14 protein-coding genes are annotated in these 20100 nt (G+C 46.6%); 5 read left to right on the top strand and 9 right to left on the bottom strand.

The annotated features are described in order from the left end of the window. Positions 1-64: 64 nt before the first annotated feature. From GV64_RS19895 to GV64_RS19855, 9 genes are all read right to left on the bottom strand, one after another. On the bottom strand, positions 65-745 hold the full coding sequence (locus tag GV64_RS19895; RefSeq protein ID WP_020581539.1) for a polyphosphate polymerase domain-containing protein: 681 nt from the start codon (positions 743-745) through the stop codon (positions 65-67). Next, complete coding sequence (locus GV64_RS19890; RefSeq protein WP_020581538.1) at positions 742-3123, bottom strand: CotH kinase family protein; 2382 nt, start codon at positions 3121-3123, stop codon at positions 742-744. The genes GV64_RS19895 and GV64_RS19890 overlap by 4 nt, the downstream gene beginning before the upstream one ends. Positions 3124-3125: 2 nt before the next feature. Further along, positions 3126-3857 carry a DUF4956 domain-containing protein gene (locus tag GV64_RS19885; RefSeq protein ID WP_020581537.1) on the bottom strand — a complete coding sequence of 244 codons (732 nt, stop codon included), beginning with the start codon at positions 3855-3857 and terminating at the stop codon, positions 3126-3128. A gap of 292 nt (positions 3858-4149) precedes the next feature. After that, positions 4150-4593 carry a type IV pilin protein gene (locus tag GV64_RS19880; RefSeq protein ID WP_020581536.1) on the bottom strand — a complete coding sequence of 148 codons (444 nt, stop codon included), beginning with the start codon at positions 4591-4593 and terminating at the stop codon, positions 4150-4152. Positions 4594-4672: 79 nt separating this feature from the next. Further along, a complete protein-coding gene (locus GV64_RS19875; RefSeq protein WP_020581535.1) occupies positions 4673-9478 on the bottom strand; it encodes a DNRLRE domain-containing protein in 4806 nt (1601 codons plus the stop codon). Between the two features lie 12 nt (positions 9479-9490). Further along, on the bottom strand, positions 9491-9970 hold the full coding sequence (locus GV64_RS19870) for a PilX N-terminal domain-containing pilus assembly protein (protein ID WP_020581534.1): 480 nt from the start codon (positions 9968-9970) through the stop codon (positions 9491-9493). Between the two features lie 5 nt (positions 9971-9975). Further along, entirely contained in the window at positions 9976-11040 is a 1065-nt protein-coding gene (locus tag GV64_RS19865) for a PilW family protein (RefSeq protein ID WP_020581533.1), read from the bottom strand. Between the two features lie 5 nt (positions 11041-11045). Then, positions 11046-11483: a type IV pilus modification protein PilV gene (gene pilV, locus GV64_RS19860; RefSeq protein WP_020581532.1), complete on the bottom strand. Its 438-nt coding sequence runs from the start codon at positions 11481-11483 to the stop codon at positions 11046-11048. Further along, complete coding sequence (locus GV64_RS19855) at positions 11474-11956, bottom strand: GspH/FimT family pseudopilin (RefSeq protein WP_020581531.1); 483 nt, start codon at positions 11954-11956, stop codon at positions 11474-11476. The genes pilV (GV64_RS19860) and GV64_RS19855 overlap by 10 nt, the downstream gene beginning before the upstream one ends. 374 nt (positions 11957-12330) lie before the next feature. On the opposite strand from GV64_RS19855, the gene GV64_RS19850 reads away from it, so the two are divergent. The 5 genes from GV64_RS19850 to GV64_RS24005 are packed head-to-tail and all read left to right on the top strand — an operon-like array spanning position 12331 to position 20091. After that, positions 12331-12957: a GspH/FimT family pseudopilin gene (locus tag GV64_RS19850; RefSeq protein ID WP_020581529.1), complete on the top strand. Its 627-nt coding sequence runs from the start codon at positions 12331-12333 to the stop codon at positions 12955-12957. Further along, positions 12948-13580, top strand: a complete 633-nt coding sequence (gene pilV / locus GV64_RS24010; RefSeq protein ID WP_020581528.1) for a type IV pilus modification protein PilV — start codon at positions 12948-12950, stop codon at positions 13578-13580. The genes GV64_RS19850 and pilV (GV64_RS24010) overlap by 10 nt, the downstream gene beginning before the upstream one ends. Continuing rightward, a complete protein-coding gene (locus tag GV64_RS19840; protein WP_020581527.1) occupies positions 13577-14626 on the top strand; it encodes a PilW family protein in 1050 nt (349 codons plus the stop codon). The genes pilV (GV64_RS24010) and GV64_RS19840 overlap by 4 nt, the downstream gene beginning before the upstream one ends. After that, a complete protein-coding gene (locus GV64_RS19835; RefSeq protein ID WP_020581526.1) occupies positions 14626-15249 on the top strand; it encodes a pilus assembly PilX family protein in 624 nt (207 codons plus the stop codon). Before GV64_RS19840 ends, GV64_RS19835 begins: the two co-directional genes overlap by 1 nt. 45 nt (positions 15250-15294) lie before the next feature. Continuing rightward, on the top strand, positions 15295-20091 hold the full coding sequence (locus GV64_RS24005; protein ID WP_157236935.1) for a pilus assembly protein: 4797 nt from the start codon (positions 15295-15297) through the stop codon (positions 20089-20091). Positions 20092-20100 lie beyond the last annotated feature (9 nt).

Below are 20100 nucleotides of genomic sequence, written 5' to 3'. Positions count from 1 at the left end.
GGCTATTGGATGTGATAAATCACCGCATCGTTTAGTTTCGTTGCTATTACTGTTATGAGTGTAATTACTTCCAGATCAGTTTTCTAATACTGTTTACGTACTTTGAATGTCTGGATGGACGCAGGGGGCATGAAGCAATCAAGTCTGAAAGCTCATTTTCAAAACCTTCATTGGCTTTCAGTTCCAGAAGATAGTAATGACCTAATGACTGTGGTTTGGATATATTGAGTCGGTCACTGTATCGCTGGTCAAAAACTTCAATCTCACTATCAATGGTCGCTCTGATTTTCTGACAGGCAGAAATGAAATATTCCCGCTGATAGCGACAGATCAGTATGGGCATGATGCCATTACCCAGATATATCTGACCTTTGTCAGGCAGTTGCGAATAACAATCATGCAGGGCGGTACGCCAGCTGAAATTTTCTGAAGTAAGGTTAAGAGGAGCTTTAAATAGTATTTTTTTCCCTTTTCCGGACTTTCGCAGTTTGAACTCAAGTTTAGCTGTGCTTGCATCCTGAACGTCACCGTACCACCGTAAACGGACTTTCTTACGTTCGCTGATGCCGTTGAGGTTTTCTTCATACCTTGCGAGGCCGCAACTGTCGAGGTAAAGGCTGTTAATGGACCTTTGGTTGTATTGCTGCGAAAAGAGCAAAGGGTTTGTTTTTAGCCAGAGAAGTACCTTTTGCATCTGGGCTGCAGGTATGGGAATCTTGACTTCAAATCTCAGTGGTTCCGTCACTTTGGCTTGTCCGATTTCATTATGCCTTTATACAGGGCTTTTACATTGACATTTTTACTATTGATCTCAACCCCATCAAGTAATAATACGCTGCCTTTTTCTACGAGTGCTTTGCTTTTACAGGAGAATTGAAGGCAATGTATATCATTGGCATGGAGTCTGGCAGGCCCAAAAATTCCTTTTTTGGTGTAACTCATGAGAGAGAACTCTTTAATATTCTCAAGCATTACTCGATTAGCAGTTACTTCTGAGCGGTCTTTCGCAACAATAGCGATGTTGCTGTTTGTTATTGTGCTGTCTTCAATGGTCAGGCGACTGTTTTCCCCGGCTGAAATAGCCTTGTCGCTGACCAGGTTAAAGTTGCTGTTTTTTACCAGAAATACCGAGCCACTGGTATCAATTGCATCGCCGCCCGAAACTAATCCAATATTTGTGAAACGGCTCTCATTGACTGTCCCCCTGCAGAAGTCACAGTCAAAACCATCGGATAGCGCGTTCAATACCTCTAAATAGCTGACTTCAATGTTGCTGTTAATGATATTAAGAGCATCTTCTGATGAGTTGTCGTTTATTTTCAGATGGTTTGTAGAAAGCTCTGTATTTACAAAGTAAGTAGCGCCACGGGGTTGCCATAAGCCAAGCTTAGGGCTTTTGGCATGACTTACTCTTAGATGACTGACTTTACTGTTTTTGCGCTGGGTGGTGCCAAAAACTGCCAGCCCAGACCAGTTTCCATGGTTGGGCTGTTTGGTGAATATAACCGGCTTCTGTTCACTGCCATTGACTTGCAGTTCACCAAAAACCATCAGACCAGCACTTTCTGAGAATTCCAGACGTGTGTCTGGTTGAATACGGACCTCCCAGTTGTCTGGAGTAACCAGATAGTCCTCAACCTTCCAGTTGCCTGATTGAATTTCCCAGGAGTCATCGGTTTGCTTGATGAATGGGTATTTAATCAAACTGGTTGATCTATCGGGCCTGGGAATAAAACTGAGAGGCTCTATGTCACCTGGTGGCTGGAACAGAGAGGACATGGCCTGCATTGGTAAGTGAAGATCGCTGCTCAGCTCTCGAAAACCAGAGCAGGGTGGTGTTTGATACTCACTACCTAAACAGTCAGCCTGCTCTTTCATTAACTGGAAGTTATATTGACCAAGAAAGGGGACGCTTGCATGAAGCATTCGGCTGTACTTTTTCTGAACATCCTCAAGCTTTTCAAAGAGAGATCCGGAGTCGATCACTTTTTTCAGATGTTGCAATGCCCGCTCATGGCTTTTACTGACTTTGGGGTCTGACAGCATTTTTTTACTGATCAGTGAATGTTTACTGGGTTGTTTCATTAACCAGAAGTGCCTGGCGGGTGAAACGGCGACATCACTTTGTATTGGTTCAAGTCTTGCTGTGTGAGGGTTGTAATACCAGCGCCAATTGTTCCATGTCAGTGCATGCCAGGCTCCCCAGATATCTACAGTCGCCAGATATTGCCCCAGTTTTTCGACATCGAAAACGTCACTGGCAGGGCGTTTATCATTGATAAAGTCACTTATCAGCGCAAGGGCAATCAGCCGTTGTCGTGCCATCTCTTCTTTTTTGAGAATCTTTTTTCTTTGAATGACCCTGGGCTTTAATTCCCGCAATCGTTGACCTTGGCTATCGATGCTTTCATCCAGCAGGTCCAGCCGAACGATAAGCCCTTCTGTACGATTATTGGTTGCCAGCAGGTTTTGACCAAAAGCTTGCTCAAGTAGCATTACGCCCCAATCATCGCCATTGACCATGACATTAACAGGAAAGTGTTGGGGGGAGAGGATATCAAACCCGGCAATACGCATCGTTTGGCGGAATAACTCAGGACCCTGATGGGAGCGGACATTAGAACTGACCAGCGCAAAGCGGGATGTAGAAAAGATGGCCTTGTCTTTTTTCAGCTCAAGGCGAAGTGACCAGCGATCCTGACCTTTAACATGATCAAGCAGATCACCCTGAAGTCTTAAATCAACGTCATAATGTGACTGTTGAAAATAGAGGGTTCCTTTTGCATATTGGCGCGATTCTGGTATCAAGCCATCGGCTAATGCGGTTTGTCGATCATCAACCAGCTTTTGCCACTCTTTGTATTTGATGTCCAGCCTTAACTCCGGAATATCTCGTTCCGCAGTAATCAACTTTGCGGGGGCATCTTTTACATCATGAATAAGCTGCAGAATACGATCTTGAGGGTTGGTATGCAGGGAGCGATAGCCACCCTGAATCAATAATGTTCTTGCTATATCAAGAGACGGAATCAGAAGGATTGCAATGCAGAAGATACCAATCCATATAAACCGCTTCTCGCGTTTAGAGATAATATGGGCTTGACGATCCAGGCGAAGCTTCATCGCTATAGTCCTGAAATATCATTCTGTTCCAGAATGGAAACCTGAACCTGGTGGAACTTTTTATTCAGATCAAAAATTATAGAATCCAGTTCCTCGGCGGTATGTACATTAATAAAAAATAGCGCGTCTACTTTTGAGTTGGAAAAATCCAGACGACTCAAATCCATTCTTAAAACGTGGTTAGTTAATATATTTTTTAAATCAGAGAGAATGGTTTCTCTTGAGGTAGTTTCTTCAACGGAGTAACTAATGGAAAGAAATAAGCCTTGTTCCTGTAATGAGCGAGCCATTCGTTTTTTAGAAACAGCAATCAATATCAGGATAACCGCACATGCCGTAATGGCGGCAAAGGTTTGACCTGCCCCCAGCGCTATTGCCAGACCGATATTCAGGAAGAGATAGACCAGCTCTTCCGGCTCTTTAATAGGGGTTCGAAAGCGTACTATAGACAAGGCACCAACAAGACCAAGCGCCAGAGCCAGAGACGCTTTAACAACGGTAATGATGAGTATCACCGAGAGCATGAGTATTGGAAACAGTCGGGAAAAATCTTTTCTGTTACCAAAAGCCGTTGAATACTTGCGAAAGTGAATGCCAATTAAACTAGAGAGAATATAGCCAATGACCAGATTCAACATTAACGAAGCCAGACTCACACTGGCATAAGGAAACAAGGATGAACGAATATCTTTTGGTAAATAGGCTACCAGTAGTGGATCTACAGACTCCAGCATGATGTAATCTTCCTGATTAAAAAATCCTGTTTTTAAATATCTTTATCTGATTAATACTAATTCATGATTTGATGTTTTCCTGTCAGTGGTAGACTGAGCACAAGAGATGCCTTATTTCTCGCTTGTTTGAGGGGTGACGGATATTTGACTGGTTTAATGGGTGAACAGTAAACCATTGTTCGAAGGTGTTCGGGTGCTCTGGGATTTCACGGTGTATGAGGTAGATAATATTGAGAGTGATGAACTGACTCAATCAGCCCATCACATTGATTTCCAATTCAAAGTCAGTGGATTACCAGGCTTCGGGTAATGTCCCTCCGCGAGTTCCAACGGATGTCAAGGTAATGGTTGAGGCCTCAGCGCTGTCATTCCAGGCGGGAGAGGTTTCTGTAGCCGTAGCCGTCAGGGTATAGCTATTGGCGGTAGCTGCACTGATGGTCAGGTTAAAGAATGCTGCACCGGACTCCGGACTCTGTTGATGGTAGATGCCCGGTGTACCGGTATTATCACTGGCACCATTGTTATCAGCATCGGTAGCAGCACCAAGGTAACTGCCATTTTGAGCTCTGTGTCGCTCCATGGCATTGGCCAGTCCCATAAGAGATGCCTGGGCATCGGCGACTGCGCCATCCTCTATATACTGTCTGTAACTGGGAATGGCGATTGCGGCGAGAATACCCAGTACTGCCACAGCAATCATGAGCTCGATCAGTGTAAATCCTTTATAGCGGTTCATTTCACGCGTCTCGAATTTTGGAGTCTGTCATTATTCTGGGTGGTCTCCACCCGGACTTATTCAATGAGTTGGGGACATCCTAGCGAACCTGTCGCCAATAAGTGGTTTGCTTATCATCCCCGATTTCCAGTGGGTCACATTCAGCGCCTACACAGACCAGTGCATCTTTACTGCCTTCCGGGAACAGAATACTGGTAGTGGGTGGAAGCCCACTGTTCGCCAGCTCCTTGTAACGGTCCTCAGGATTCGTCAGATCGCTATCAGCAGGTTTGCCGGTCAGAAGATCTACAGAGTACGCTCTGGCTTTACCTGCCACTGGGTTACAGCTCGCTGAAACCTCATCGGATGGCAGGTAGGTGTTGAAGTAAATCACCTCTTCAAAGGTAACCGACTCAGTCATGACCTTTTCCTGATAGTCCAGGTCAAGGAACCAGCCTTTTCTGGCAGAAGACAATGTATTGCCAAATGCATCTTCTGCCGTTGCCTGCATCTCATTGGTGATATTGAACAGCTGGGTATCCTGACTGTCATGTTTCAGCAGTTTATGAGCAGGAACTGCTTTTTTACCAACATTGTCTTTATTGACGACAGGGTTTGCATAAGCAGTTGATGCCAGTACATAGGCTCTGTCCTTAACATCTTCATTGACCCGGCTCAGAGGATCAGGCCGGCTGCCGGTACCAATGGCAAGTGCCAGATGGGTAGCTCCATTCAGCCTGAACAGCGAAGCATCGGGTTCAACAAAGAAACGTCGGGAGTGAGTTCTCTGCTCTTTTCCTCCATCCATTTGATCCTGATTTTTCAGGTCTGGGCCAATATAGGCGAAGATACCTTCGTGGCGATCCCATTTGCCATTACCATCGCTGTCGGTTGGCCACACCAGATTGCTTATGGCAGTAGAGTTTGGAACTGCGCATTCGCTGGTATTGGTTGATGTGCAGTTATTAATAAACAGTCGCCAGACCTGACCACCAACATCGGCAAAGAGTAATTGGTCTGCCAGCCCATCTCCTTCCAGATCAATAACACGAACACCACCGGGGATGCTGTAGTTCATTTTGCTCAGTTTCAGGTTGGCACTGGTATCCGTGTCATTACCTGCGGACCAGATTCGTTGACCTGTTTTTGCATCCACGATGTAAATCGCATTACCCATCGTATCGGTCTGATAAAGCCTGGCCTCATCCTGACTTTTATCATCATAACCACCGCTGAAAACAAGAACATCCTTTATGGTTGAGCCAATTTTTATCCTGGTTTTTACCGGTTTTGCCCAGGTTTGTCCGAGCCTCTCAAAACCACTATCACCACCGGAGATAAACCACAGTAATTTTGGGGAGTCAGGTGTTGTTATATCCAGCGCATAGTAACTTCTTCCGCCTCGGCGCATGCCGATATAGGCATAAACAAACTCATCTTTATTAATGGATTTACTGCTTAAAAAGTCACTGTTCTGGTCATAGTTTAAGGTGTCGTAGCCACCCCAGATTACGCCATTCTTATTGACATCATTGACCCAGAGCGTGACGGAGCCATCCATGCCATAGGGTCGACCGTGACCTGGGGTTCGATTTGTTGTTGCATTAGCTTCCAGCTTATTCAGGTTAGGAAGAAGCTCTGCCGGCATAAAGGCAAAATTTTCTGCCCCTGTGTTCGCATCGATGGAGTGCAGGAAACCGTCGTTAGTACCAAAGAATATACCGAGTTTCTGGTTTTTTTCAGGACAGTACTTTTCCTGAACAGAGCAGCTATAGGTTGCCAGGGCCGGGACTGAATGAAGGGGGTCCCCATACCAAGTGCCTGGATCTCGGATCCAGTCCAGAAGCTCATTTCTGCGTGCATTTTCAGATATGCCCAGATGCTGTGTTTCTATCTGTTTATTATCCTTGTGAAGCCTATGTGCAGCGCTATTCAGGTTAACCGCCTGGCCTTTGGGGTTGTTCCCCATATAAGTAAACAGCTTGCGAATGCTGGCATCAGGAATGTTGTCACCAGCGCCACCTTCATTAACCTTACGGCCATCAACCTTGTTACTCCAGAAACTGAACGCTTCTTCTTTAAAGAAGCCAGTTTTGTTGTCTACTGCCAGAGCGGGCCTAGAGTCGTAGACATCCAGTGCTCCGCCAGCACCCGAAGGGTCTTCAATCAACTGGTAGCGCTTTAGGTTGCCTTGCCAGCGATCAGTTTTAGATGGCTTGAATACTGAGTAATAAACCTGAGACAAATGCCGTGAGTTATTAAACTGATTTGCGGTGACGCCCGGACTGACAAAACTGGATTCATCTTCAATAATACCTGTGATGATATTGTTGAACGCTTTAGCCAGCTCAGCCGCATTATCTGCCGTATAAAATTCTCCCCCCCCGTTATGCGCCAAGTCTTTTAGGAATTTCTGAACAGTCTGGTTGTTCTTCAAGCCAAAAGCGATCGTATGAGTGAACACATTCTGTGTGCCAGGCATATCGCTTTCTTTACTGAGGTCGGTGGTGTTTAACCAGGTAGAGAGGGTTCGTGCACATTTTTCTCCCTCCCGACCAGAGTCGTTCTTGCAGTGGGTTGTATGGCCATCAGGGTGTTTGTATCCACCGGTAAGACTATTGATTCTGTTCCAGTCATCACTTTCACTGGAGTTTGCTTCACCATCGGTAAGCAGCACGGTGTAATTGGACTGGCACACGTTGTTAATCGGGCTGGGGTGAGAGTTTTTGCCATCCCGGAAATATTTTGCTGCTTCATAAAAGGTAGGGGTTAAAGGTGTACCACCACTGGGATACATTTTATCAACCAGGGTGATCAGGTGATCTTTGACTTTATACCCGCTATCTGAATCAATGCCGCCAGAAGCAACCTTAATGATGAGCCTGGGAGAAAGTGAAGGATTTTTATTAAAACTGATGATCTCTCTCAGGCCGGATGTGGCAGATACCAGCAGTGTCAGATTATTGCCTGCCTGCCAGCTTTGTCTATTCACAACCTCCTGAATTATTGAACTAATATCGGGAGACCGGTATGTCACATTTTTTACCCATTTATTATCTGTCCAGTCGACTTTACTGGTCGTTTTGGTTCGATTGGACAGGTCTCTCTTGCTTGGCTTAATGGGTTTGGAGTTATCGGTATCCTCTGCCTGAATCCTGATCGTTGCTGAGCCATTATCGTGATCGTACGCAGTCAATTCCAGCCAGGCGTCAAGAATCAGGGCATCTTTCTTGATTGGAAACCTCTGGTACTGAAGGCCGACTAAAGACCTGTTACTGCCTTTGGCGATTAAATAATCCCGAAGATCATAAACCTTGTTACTGTTATTAAAGTCCTCATAAGCATCATGAGATGATGCCTGGATGCGTGTATTAATCAGCTCATTTCTGCAGCCATTTTCTCCACCACTGTATTCAACGTTCAGCTTCGGGCGAAGAGCACTACTGCCATCAAAACTGAAGGCTCGGCGAAGTCCTTCACCGGAGTTGAGTTTGAGATAGAAGGTAGAGGGATTATTTCCACACCATGAAGTGTCATTGACTACCTGTTGAATCAGAGATGTTACATCCAATGAGTATCGATTCGGGTTTTCAGAAGTGCCTTTCACCCAAGGCTCTGGTGTCCAGATAATGGGGCCAATCTTTGCACGTTTGGATAGGTCAAACCCCGTTTCAGAGAATGCATCATTGTGAGTACTTCCAGGCTGACCGGCCCAGACCTGCAGACTTATGTCTTCATCATTGCTATCGCTGGCAGTGAAATCAATGGTGGCAGAGCTAACTGTTGCACCTTGTGGGATACCCAGAGTCTGGAATCGAAGGCCTGTCAGATAGTTGTCTTTATTATTTGGAACGGTATAACTGAACTCCAGCTTTGCTGCACGGTAACTTTCGCCTCTGGAATACTTTTCTGCGTAACGCTTACCTCCTTTCTGAAACTCAAAGAAAAGGGCCAGGTTATCCAGCTCTTCTCCCGGCTGAAAGTTGACTTCCTGACTGTCTAAAATGGATTGGATAAGTGCGGAAATATCGGCAGTTTGATAGGTATTACCTTGATACCAGCGTTCATCAGACCTCCAATCGATTTTTACATTCGATTTTTTACGAAAATAATAGCTGTTAACATCAAGGTTATCTGGTCGTTTATCCAGCTCCGCTAGAATTTTAAAATACGCATCAGAAGACTCACTTTTACGACTGGCTGTAAAGGTTACAAAAGCACTGTCTATAACGGCGTTTTCAGGAATGTTAAGATCTCTGAAATAGAGGGCGTTTATGCTATGGCCAGAGCTACTGCTGAACTCAAGTTCATCACCTTTGAAATTGAATCCCCCAAAAAAGTTGATACCCTCTGCATTATCTTTGGTTTGAGAAATGCTGGATGATACCGAAGTTGAAAAAGCCTTGGCTCTTAAAGAGCTGATATTGAATCCACCCAGTGGTAAGAAGTCTGATGAGAGAACAACCTGCCCATTTGATGTCTCATGACCATCATCAGCACTTTCAGCGATTTCAGGGCTACCATCAACAATAATTGATGAGCCCATGGGTTTATCTATATCAGTAACAGGATAGGTGAGCTGGCTTGACTCACCTTCTCTTGCCCAGAGTTTCATTAAGCCAACATTCAGTCCAGAAGAGCTCTCCATAATGTCCCGAAATGCATCCTGCATAATTTCCATACGGGATTTTTCCCCATCTTTCGGGGGTTGCTCTTTGTCTACAGTCCACTCCATCGAACCGGAGTTATCAAGCACAAACAGGACATTGGGTTTAACGCTGCTGTCCAGATTTGGGTTGTGAAGATAGATGTCCGTATCATCAGCCCAGGTTAGGGTAGCGGATGATAAATAAAAGACACTGGCTAAGGTAACCAGTCCCTTTTTGAGGAGTGAGTAGCCTTTCATAAAACTGCCTTGTTACTGATCCAGTGTTCTGATTTGGTAGCCCTGCTCCAGCTCTGTGACGATCTCGTAACCATCAATTTGTGCAGTGCTGGTGGTTTCATAAATAAATGTCTGAGGCAAACCTTTGCCTACACCCAGGCTGCTGCCAGAGTCTGATATTTTTTCCCGCAGTGTGGTTTCGGTAACTGCTCTTACTGTCAGGTTGGTCGTACCATTTGTGTATTCATACGGATCAGGCTGGAAGTTACCATTTGCTGCCTGTTCCAGAGCAAAGGCGCTTTCTTCCAGTAAGCGCTGAGTGCTTCTTAGTGCACTGTCTGCTGCCTGAAAGGTTGTGTTCTGAAGCTGGTAGGTCATGGAAACCCGCTGCCCCATGGTGGACAGGCGAGTACTGCCAATAGCAACCATGGTGATTAACAGCAGAATAATTAATGAGATGAACAGAATGGCTCCCTGCTGTTTGCCAGTCTGCTGACTCCCCCGAATGGACACAGTGATTACCCCTGGTTACGAAGCTGTATGGTCGTGGTGAAGACTCTTCTTAAGCGTCGGTCGTTGGTTGTTAATGTGGTGTTAGTGTTCAGGTTAAGAATATCAAGCGTCCGCTGTTCATTGGTGTTTGTGACATTATTACTGGAAGCAACCACAAGGCTGATACGAATATGGGTGGTATTGCCTGGATTACAGGTGCCGTTATCAAAGCTTGCCTGAGTACAACCGGATGTATAACGGATATTGTTTCCATCCCTCACACCGTAGAGCACCTGCATATTTTCAATGCCTTCTACCATTTCTTCCCCATCCCGGAACAAAGCCCAAAGTGGTTCGCCATCGGAGCCATTTCTTCCAGAGTCCCGTGTGTCATAGATCAAACCGGTGGTTGAACCCAGGTTATGCAGCGTGGGGCAGGTACTGGGGTCTGTGCTGCATTCAGGCGGGACGACATAATCTTTTAAAGAAATATTATTATTACCAGTACCAAGAGCCGTCATTGTGTTTGCGGTGGTCGTTTCACTGGGATCATCTTTGCATTCATAAAGTGCTTCCTGAGGAGAAAAAACGGCTAACTGACGACAGTCTGAAATCAGAAATACGTCATCAGATGAATAACAGATGTCTTTGCTCAGGGTTATTTTGCCAGCGCTATTAAAGGTCGTAACGAAAACAGGGGTCAGTGGGCTGCCTGGATTGGTGAAGTCATCTGGTCGCATCAATTCTTCAGCAGCCAGGATTGCCAGTGTATCGCTATTGGTATTGCTGCCTTCAACCCCGATGACGGATTGGCTGCTGAAATCCACCAGAGAACCGGGTGTTATCTCTGCATCCGCAGAGACGCAACTGCCTCGATAGCCCGCCATACGGACATCACGCTTAATCATCTCCATGGCGATACGGGCACTGTCCTGTACCTGTGCCAGGGCACTGTCTGAGGCATTGGAGCGTGAGCTGTCCATAAACATTCTCATGACTCCCAGCATAAGCAGGGAACTGAGAGTCAGGGCTATCAGCAGCTCAATAAGACTGATGCCCTGCTGAGAGCGAACAAACCGTATTCTTTCCATGCTACTTACAGCTCAAAGGTCATTTCGTAGGATTGGTCAGACAGGCCATTACCGTAATGGCTCTCGCTCCAGCTGATTTCCAGCGTGATTTCATTATTTATGGAGGCAAGTGCTGCCTCGCCATTGATATCCTGCAGGCTGGTCTGCCATTGGATAATGTCTTCCCGTGCCAGCTCTTCTGGTGAACAGCCTGTGCTAAGGCAGTCTGGAGAAGTAATAACCTGATCCAGGTTAGTGATATAGAAGCCGGTTTGATCCGGGTTTCGACGCATCCGTTCTGCAAGGTCGTATGCCATCATAGTTGCCTGGCTTCGAGCAAGAGAACTGCCTGAAGACTGCAGGCTCATTATCTGAAGACCTGCCATTCCCAGCAGACTGATACTGAGGATCAGCATGGCGACCAGAACCTCAATCAGAGTGAAGCCTTTTACTCTTAGATACACTGCGGGTTGCCTCCAGCTCTTGCCTGACCTGCGCCATTAATCCAGATGCCCCGGGCGGAATTGTTTCCACGGTTATCACAAAGGCTGAGCTGAATACTGTTGGTAAGAGTACCCTGGTTGCTGAAGGCTATTTGGGAGGATCCTCTGATGGTATTGTTACCCTCAAGTCCATCAAATACCTGCAGAATGGTGGCTCCCTCCAGAACAATAAAACCATTGCTCCAGTTACCATTGTTGCCATCACAAGTTTGCCCATTGACAGAGCTGCAGACGGTAATGGTTGTGTTGTTAGCAGCAGCTTCGCTACGGGCGAATTGAAGAGCGGCGAGAAGTCGATTGGTTTGTGACGTCAGTCGATTTTCCTGAATACTGCTTTCAAAACTGGGGTAGGCAATGGCGGCCAGGATACTGAGTATCGCTACGGTAATAACCAGTTCCAGCAAGGTAAATCCGTTAGAGAGTTGCTTTGTCATTATCTGTTGGTAAGCAAGTTTAAGTCAGGCCAAATGAGTTTGGGCGCATTAGGTCACAGGAAGGCGGTTTCGTCTAATAAAACTCGATCAATGGTAATGAATAGCGATGAGATGCATGCTGCTGATCAAAAAGACGACTATCGGTTTCGGGCGACATTTGTAGAGTATTTGAAGCTTTGTGAACCATTGGTCAAAGGAAAAAAACCTTTAATAGAATAAACATAACCAGTTCTATTTAAGGGTTTAATAATGGATGAAAAGTAATGGTGTTTTACTGCCTGCAAGCCCCTCTTTTTGGTTAAGGTGGCGTGTAGGCTTTTAAACGACAGAACACTGCAAAATATGGAACAAGACTGAGTGCCAGGGATTGGGCGATGAAGTACAAGGTTGGCCATTGTTTCACAACAGACTATTTTGCTGGCTCTCCTCGATTTCGAGAGAGCAAAGGCTCTTTTTTGTCTCTTCAGTCAGCGCAGCGCAGGTCTAACCCTTCAAAAAACTTAGGTGTTTCACTGGTCGAATTGCTGGTTTCATTATCGGTTGCCGCGATTTTGATCACTGTATCTGCACCTGGCATGAAAGCACTGATTGTTAATAACCGGATCGACAATGTTGCAGATGAAGTTTATGGCAGCTTGATGCTGGCAAGATCAGAAGCCATCAAACGGCAACGGACTGTTTCGCTATGCAGTACGGTCGATGATTTGACCTGCGATGAAAGTAACTCGGGTTGGCATCATGGCTGGCTTATTTTTACGGATGAAAGTGATGATGGCTTGCTGAATGACAGTGACCAGCTTATTCGTCGTATTGCGGAACAATCAGATCTTATCTCGATTATATGGAATCGGGGTTACAGCCTCCGTTTCAATAGCCGTGGACAGACCACTCAGGCCGGCACTTTCCAGATTTGCGATCAAGAAAATAGCACTGACTCAAAAGCGATTGTGATCAGCATGACAGGGCGTTTACGGACAGAGGAGCAGGGAGCATGCAGTTGAACAATTGCCATGATGTACCCTTTGTGCCGTTCTCTAATGCAGGGCAGTTGCCGGGAGCTTTCGCCACAGAGACACAGAGACACAGAGAGAAAACTAAGAAATACCCTTTTGTACCTTTGAGCTTTTGGGATGAAAAAAACTTCGAGAAAAAAAATCGTGGCGTAGGGCTGATCGAGGTCCTGATCAGCCTATTGATTATCACCATTGGAATTCTTGGAATGGCAGGGGTTCATAGCAGTAGTCTGCAGTATAACCAGTCATCCTATGTGCAATCTCAAGCCACATTTCTGGCGACGGATATGCTGGATCGTATTCAGGCCAACAGTAGTCTGGCAAAGAGCAGCGCGAACTATCAGGTTGGTTTGGGTGATCTCGAATTCAGCCAGTGCATTGAAAGTAGTTATCCCACTCATTGCGAAGCGGGAAACTGTACGCCTCAGGAGATGGCATTTTACGACATTCTTCAGTGGAAGTTTCAGCTGGCCTGTCAGATTCCGGGAAGTCAGGGAGCGGTCACCTTCGTCGATAGCAGTGATGTTCGAACCTATACCATTCGCCTCAGTTTCCCGGATATGGGGAGCAGGGTTCCTCTTAGTGATGTCGTCTTGAGGGGAGTGTTATGAGAAGAGTTGAGAAGGGATTCTCACTGGTTGAATTGATGATTGCCCTGGCCCTTGGATTAGTGCTTTTTACAGGGGTGGGTCACCTGGTTCTGGCATCCAGTCGTTCGTGGGCATTGCAGGACGAGCTTTCACGAGTTCAGGAGAATGCTCGGCTGGCGCTGGATATTCTGGGCCAGAGTATCAGTACGGCTGCATACACCGGTTGCCCAGCTCAGGCCAGTCTGGCAAATCTGCTCTATACCGAAACAGATAGCCGGCAGTGGATGATGCATTTTGACAAAGGTGTTCTGGGAATTCCTTCTGGCAGCAGTGTTGAGGGACAGTTGGATACTAATGCGATTTCCGAAGCAATTATTATCCACAGTATTGATAGTGACCAGGCGACTGTGGTCACTGGCCATAATACCGGAACTGCAACGGTCACACTTCCCAGTAGTCATGACTATGACGAAGGTGACCTTTTGGCTCTGATTTCATCGGATTGTGGACAGGTTTCTGTTTTTCGAGCAGGCGCTGCAACGGCAAATAGTGTAGTGACTCACCCTGCTTCTGCCAGCGGCAGTCTCTACAACTGTATCAGTCAGTTACAGGGACACTTCAGCTGCCACGGCAGCACGGTTGACTCCAGCAACATAAACCATCAGGGATCAAGGTTGGCACCATTGCAATCTTATGCTTTTTACCTGAGGGAAAGTAATAACGTTCCAACACTGTATCGAAAGCTCGCGGGAGAGTATGCCAGTGGCAGCAGCATAAATGCAGAAGCACTGGTTGAAGGTATTGAAGGGCTGAGTATCCGTTATGGGGTGGACAGCGACAATGACGGTATTGCAAACCGGTATATGACTGCCGGTGAAATAACACCCTACAGCGATGAGTGGCTGAACATAATCACAATCAAGCTTGAATTACTGGTTCGGAGCTTCACTGAAGTTGCGCCAGAAGCCCAGGCCTATTTCTTTGCGGGCCAGAGAATATTGCCAAACGATCTGTATGTTCGACGCAGTTTCATGAAAACCATTAAGTTAAGGAACCGGGGGCTGTGATGGGAGGGCACATAAACGCATCAATGCCAGAACAGTATCCTGAGGTTCTTCAGCAAAGCCGTTTATTGACTCCCTGGCCATTAGAAAGAGGGAGTGTGTTACTGGTTAGCCTGGTCATGCTGCTGGTCATCACGGTTGCAGGGTTAACAGCGGTGAAAATGGCAACCCTCGAAGAAAAAATGAGTGGTAATTACCAGGATCAACAGATGGCACTATATGCGGCTGAGGCAGCATTAAAAGAGGCTGAAAACTTCATTGCCAATAATGCACTTACCTTATCTGGCTTTAATGTAGATTGCGATAATGGGTACTGTTTTTCAGGATCCGATATTGACGATATAGGTAGCTGTGATCCCGGAGTTTCCGAGCCTTGGCAAACTGGCACTGTCTGGAGTGATAGTAATCAACACAGAGTTACTACGATTTCAATCAGCGGTATATCGGCTCAGGCAAAATACATTATTGAATTTCGCTGCTATATCGCCAAAGAAGCGCCAGGGCCTTTGCCTGATCCGGCCAACCGTGGAGACTGGGCTCAGTTCTATCGGATTACTGCATTGGCGACCGGTGGCTCAAATGATTCACGGGTAATGTTGCAATCGTCGTATAAGAAAAGCAGCTGATTTTCGAGTTGGTCGTAAGAAGTTAACAGGGAAATGGAGGTGATCATGGATCGATATACCTCACAAAGGCTTACTCTCAGGCAGATTGTGTTGTCCGGGCTTCTGCTGTTGCTGTTTTCATTACGGGTCAATGCTGAAGCTGTATCGAGTGATTATGCAGTAACACCTCCCTTGATCAGTAATACCTCGGAACCGCTGGTCATGCTGGTCATGTCTGTCGACCATGAGTTATTTAAAAAAGCGTACAGTGATTACACTGACCTGGATTCGGATGGCAGACTGGATACCAGCTATGTGGACAGCTTTGATTATCTGGGTTATTTCGACAGTAACTGGTGCTACCAGTACTCTTCTGGACGCTATTCTCCGGTAGCCGAAGCCTCTGGAGATAACCAGCATTACTGCACCACATCCCAGGCACCCTGGAGTGGTAACTTCCTGAACTGGGCGACCATGACACGGATGGACATCCTGAGAACGGTGCTCTTTGGTGGTAAGCGATCGACAGATACCAATAATCAAACGATTTTGGAGCGTGCTTATATTCCCAGAGACGTACATGCGTTTGTGAAGATCTATAGAAGCAGTGATTCGGGTGTGCCCACCGAAAATTTTACGCCCTATACCAACAGTGAGATCAGCCTTTGCAGTGTTGCCGACTCTGAAAATGGAACTCCTGAAGTCAGGGTTGCCAGAGAAGCCTGGCCTCGATGGGCTTCAACAGAAGTAAAGCAGTGCCAGTGGGGAGCTCAAAACAGCCCATCCACCAGTTACAGGCTGACGACAAATGATGTTTATATTGAAGCCTGTGTAACTGATAAGGATTCTGTAAATACCGATCGCTGTAAGCTTTACAGTAATGGAAAGAGTAAGCCCATAGGCCTGCTCCAGCAGTACGGTGAGTCTGGGGATATCCGCTTCGGTTTAATCAGTGGTTCTTATGACAAAAATATTTCTGGTGGTGTACTGCGAAGAAATATCAACAAGATTGGTGGCAATACTCAGAGCTCCGATGATGAGATTGAGCTTTCTTCTGGACGATTCACCAATGTAGAAGGGATTATTCATAACATTAATCAGTTCAGGCTGGCGAAGTACAGTTTTTCTCAAAACAAATATACGGACTGCAATAGCTATGGCATCTCTGTATCAACGTTTAAATCCAGCCGAAGTACATACTCTTCCCGTCACTGCAGTATGTGGGGGAACCCACTGGCGGAACTTTATCTCGAAGCACTGCGTTACTTTGCGGGAGAAACGACAGCCACCAGCAGTTTTGACACCAGCAATGACAGCTCCTTTGTCAGTGACCTGTCCAGAGAGAGCTGGGCGAACCCAATGTTTGCAGATAATGCCTGTGCCAATTGCTCAATTATTGTTTTATCCACTGGGTTGAACTCATTTGATACCGACCAGCTATCCAGTAGCTCAGACCTTCCGGGTATGTCTGGCACCAGCTCCGTAAATAGCAAAACCGACGAGGTTGGAGATCATGAGTACGGTGGTAGTTTTGCCGGCCAATATCTGGTGGGTGGTACTGGTAGTACGCGCCAATGTACTGCTAAGTATTTATCGGGTCTTTCTGATGCCGTCGGTTTATGTCCGGAGATTCCTCAGCTGGAAGGCGGCTATCAAGTATCAGGGTTGGCTTTTCATGGTAACACTACAGACTTACGAACAGACCTTGATGGCATCCAGAAAGTTAAAACTTACGCCATTGAGCTGGCCGAAACTATGCCCAGTTTTACCCTGAATGTGGATGGAAAGACATTCACTTTTCAGCCTGTTTGTCAGACCAGTTCAAACTTTGGCAGTGGCGGAGGTGATTTTTCCGGCAGTGGCAGTGACTGTACGTTAACCGATGTTGTCGTTGAAGAGCTAATACTCGATGGATCTGGGCAAGTGGTTCAGGGATCTCTGCTTTTTACCTGGGAAGATTCTCTCTGGGGCAATGACTATGACTACGATGCTTCTTCAAGAGTCAAGTTCTGTGTCGGAGACCAATGCAACCAAACCGCAGACAGTACTCTGAATACAACGGGTTTTAACGCTAATGAAGTCAGAGTAGCTGTGCAAGTGGACGGTGTGTTTGCTGGCCTGAATATGCGTTTCTCATACACGGTGACCGGGAGTTCAGGCAATGATGGGTTACAAAGTAGTTATGCCTATAAAGGAACAACAGCGTTTCAGGTCACCGACTTTACTGCTTCCGGGTCTGCCGCGGGTGTGTTGCCCAAACCACTTTTTCTGGCTGCCAAATACGGTGGGTTCATAGATCTGGATGGTGATGGCAGCCCAAATCATGATGCCGATGGTGATGGCAGTATTGATGCAGGCGATAACCGCGAGTGGGATAATAGAAATAACGTGACCGGAGCCCTTGGTTCAGATGGCCTGCCAGATAACTACTTTTTTTCAAGGAATCCAGCCCTGCTTTCCAGTCAGTTGGGGCAGGTTCTGGAAGACATTTCCAGTCGAGTCTCTTCCGCGACGAATGCTGCTCTATTTGCCAATAGCTCCACAGGAACCGGTGCTATTTATCAGGCGTTGTTTCAGCCAAACCTCGATGTTAACGGTAAATCGGTAACATGGGGGGGGATTCTTCATTCACTATTCATCGATAGCAAAGGATATATTCGAGAAGATGGTAATGGTAACGCCCAGCTCGATGACTACAACACCGATAAGATTGTTGAGCTATTTTTTGATCCTAATGCCGGCCAGACAATGGTCCAGCGTTATACCTCCAATGACTTTGGTGTTACCAAAGTGGCAGATGGTTCATTGAAATCACTCTCATCTTTGGAAACCATCTGGGATGCCAGAGAGCAGCTGGCCTTATTGAGCGATCTAACAAACCAGAGAACCTACAATGCTCTTGCCTCTGGTGGCCGGCATATATTGACCTGGCTTGATTCCAATAATAATCAGCAGGTTGATACGGGTGAGCAGCAACCCTTTATATCCTCAACCTTTGCCGGTCATGAGGGATACTTGGGGATTTCTTCCAGTGATGTGTCTACGGTCGTTAATTATGTTCGCGGAGAGGAGCTATCCGGAACGCGTTCCCGCACCATCGATTTTGATGAGGATGGTATGGATGATGTCTGGCGTCTTGGTGATATCGTGCATTCGACCCCCAGACTGGTTGCTACACCTGATAGCCGTTTTGACTCTTATTACAATGACAGCAGTTATCGTACATTTCGTAATCAATACCTCAATCGAAGACATATTCTTTATGTAGGGGCCAATGATGGTCTGATTCATGCATTTAACGGTGGCTTCTGGGATGAAAGTTCATACAGCTATGAGCTGACATCGGATAATAATGAAGTACAGCACCCTCTGGGCTCAGAGTTATGGAGCTACGCGCCTATGAATCTGCTGCCTCACATGCGCTGGTTGACCGAAGAAGATTACCCTCATGTTTATTACATGGATTCAGAACCCATGGTCTTTGATGCGAATATCTTTCCGGATGACAGTGATCATCCAGATGGCTGGGGTACGGTTCTGGTAGTGGGGATGCGGCTTGGAGGTGGTGATATTGATGTAACCATTGGCAGTGAAAGTCGCACCATGCGTTCTGCCTGGGTGGTATTGGATGTCACTGACCCAGAGCAGCCACCTGAATTACTGGCTGAAATTTCCCATGCGGACCTGGGGTTTACAACCTCGCGCCCTGCACTGGTTAAAAGGCGTGAGGCAGGTGTTAGTGCTAATGGAGAAACGGACTGGAGCAATCCAGCACAAAACGAATGGTATCTGGTGTTTGGCTCCGGGCCAGCGGGCAGCAGCTCCACAGCACTGCGGTCTGCTCTTGAGCAGGGAACGTCAGACCAGAATCTCCGAGTCTTTGTTTATGACCTGAACAACAAGTCTTTTGTTTCCGGCTTTGACCCTCTGATGACATCTTATTCCGCTGCTTATGCCGGAGATATGGTGGCTGAGGACTGGGACAGGGATTACAAAGATGATGCTGTTTACTTTGGCACTGTGGAAACCGGGGGAACCAGTCTGACAGGGAAATTAATGCGACTGAAGCTGGCATCTACGTTGGGCAGTTCCAGCTTGAATGTTTTTATGGATGCTGGTCAACCCATTATGGCTCCACCCATGACGGTCACCGATGAAAACAGTTTCTGGGTTTATTCCGGTACAGGGCGCCTGCTAACTGCTGGTGATAATCGTGATACTGCGGCCAACTATTTTTATGGTATTCAGGAGCCATTGAACAGTACAAAAGAATTTACATACGCATCTGTGAGCCAGAGCAACCTGGTTAACGTGGGTGATGTGGCTGTTTTTACTAATGGCGATGTCCTGAAGAAGTCCGGTTCTTCCTATATCCCATTTGTAGTGGGTTCTCAAACCATTAATAGTTTTGGAATGCTACAGGACGTGGTTGCTGGACAGGGTGGATGGAAGCTTCCTTTAAGCTATGACGGATCTGCCCCTTCGGGACGCAGTGTGAATAAAGCTGCCCGATTGTTCTCTCAAATTCTGTTGACCGAGTACAGCCCACCATCTGACAGCTGCTCCATTGATGGCACAAGCTCTCTGTATGCCCTTCACTATTTGACAGGCACTGCATCTCCCGATGCCGTGCTTGGCAGTGTGCAAGTCGATAGTCTGGAAATTGAGCGCTCTCTTGATAAGGTGAGTCTGGGGGTTGGCTATGCCTCTTCACCAGTGGTGCACCAGGGGGAGCAAGGAAAACTGACCGCAGTGACTCAGGGCGCGGGAGGGAGCATTACTTCGACTAATCTTGAATACAGTTTCAGTTCTGAAGGACGACAGAGCTGGTGGCAGATTTTCAGGATTCCATGGATTGATTGATATGAATGG

Source organism: Endozoicomonas elysicola (assembly GCF_000710775.1).
Taxonomy (GTDB): Bacteria; Pseudomonadota; Gammaproteobacteria; order Pseudomonadales; family Endozoicomonadaceae; genus Endozoicomonas; species Endozoicomonas elysicola.
Note: the sequence above shows the minus strand (reverse complement) of the source record. Positions and strands in the feature narration are given on the sequence as shown.